The organism is Roseibium sp. RKSG952, assembly GCF_009711355.1.
Genome location: NZ_SMMF01000523.1, coordinates 1 through 1,560, shown reverse-complemented (window position 1 = coordinate 1,560; position 1,560 = coordinate 1). Strand labels below are relative to the sequence as shown.

The window sequence follows — 1,560 nt, the reverse complement described above, 5'->3', positions numbered from 1 at the left end:
TGGCGCTGGCCGCGTTCCGGCCATAAGAATATTGCGAGCGGCGATTGTGTCCGCATTGGCTTCATGCCGGCAGGATTTGCATTGAAAGAACACTTGGCTTTCGCGGCTCTGTTTGTCAATTGCACCACATTAGAAAAAGGGGTTTGCTGCGCTTCTGGATCATTGTCCGGATCCCGCATTGACACGGATATTGTCAACACTTTTAAGTTCGAGCCCAGACTTGAAGGGTTTCAATCCACGAGAGTCCCATGAATTTTTGATACGCTTCAGAGCCGCCTATGCGGCGGCGAACTGCTCCCTTATCCCTGCTTGCCCGTGCCATCTCTTCAGAGCCGCCTGTACGGCGGCGAACTCTCCGATTTCAGAGAAAAGTGGTTAGATCTATTGAATATCAAGGAACGGAGGGATTAAAACCATTATTTTACATACGCTCACGAATCCCAAGGAAATGCAAGGCATTTGACAGGCGTGCAAAACGAAGGTCCGGAGAATAACATCTTCCCCGCCCTAAAGTACGGGGATTTTCGGAATGGTGCCTCAAGCAACCATCTGCCCAGTTGACTCTCCATCGAAGAGCCTATTCCCATCCTCCCTGCCATGAAAGGCGGGGAGCCGTCATTGTTTCTAGATGGTTAACCTGGAGAAGTTTAGTTTGAATTTCGGAGGTCGCTTGCAAACTAACAGGTTGGCCTGGCCAAGCTCTCCTAAACGGGAAGCAACAAATTAGTGCAATGAATAAGCATTGGATTAGTGTGTGAAAAAGACACTAAAGTCGTGTATTAGGAAGCATGACGAGATGCCGGACAGCAACCGAACTTCTCTCGCAAAATCAACCTAAGGTGACGAAATGAGGGCGGAACCCAGACATGACAGACCAACCACGTATGGCTCAAAGCTGAAAAATCAGGCTGGTCGTTGAGATAGCACCCTAAGGCAACTCATTGGTTAGACGTCATCCAGTCTGCGGGGAAGAGGCTGGTGGCAGTTGCTACCTAATTGAAGCCGGTCGTCCATGCGGCGCGCAGCATCGGTCAACTTGGGCTCTCTCGTTGAATCCGCCGCACTTTGTTGGCTGGGAAGATGTTGGTTTTAAACTATCATCATCTAAACACAAAAAGGAGGTAATTTAGATGACGTTGGAAATATTAGAGGATAAAACTGAAATCAAGAATGCAAAAGATATTGTTTTTGAAACATTTAAAAAGATCTTCCCGGAAGATAAATTGGAAGAAAATGTTGGAATATATTTCTATACTGGTTCGGATAAATCAAAAAATAGTCACATTGGCGGGTTTCTTAAATATGGAGTTAACTGCCTTCAAGTGGGTATCGCCAAAAAACTTGGAAATAATGATCATGCCGCTTTTTTGGCACGGGACGCAAAAGATTCGTCTTTTCACTTAGTTCATGTTCTTAAATCAAGAAGAGCCAGAAGCTTTGGCCTTAAGTCAGAGTATTTGCGGAAAGGATTTAGCACTTCATATAAGGTTCCAATCGTGAAAATCCCACGCGATAAACATAGCCCTGTGATCGGAATTTCTTTTGGACCATTTTCAAAAG

2 protein-coding genes are annotated in these 1,560 nt (G+C 45.6%); one reads left to right on the top strand and one right to left on the bottom strand.

The window, feature by feature from the left end; translation table 11 throughout:
* The coding region (locus tag E1297_RS51140) for a hypothetical protein (protein WP_368669436.1) at window positions 1-93 on the bottom strand (93 nt) is incomplete at its 3' end.
* 1,037 nt (window positions 94-1,130) lie between these two features.
* On the opposite strand from E1297_RS51140, the gene E1297_RS01965 reads away from it, so the two are divergent.
* On the top strand, window positions 1,131-1,560 hold a 430-nt coding region (locus E1297_RS01965), incomplete at its 3' end, for a hypothetical protein (protein ID WP_155133227.1).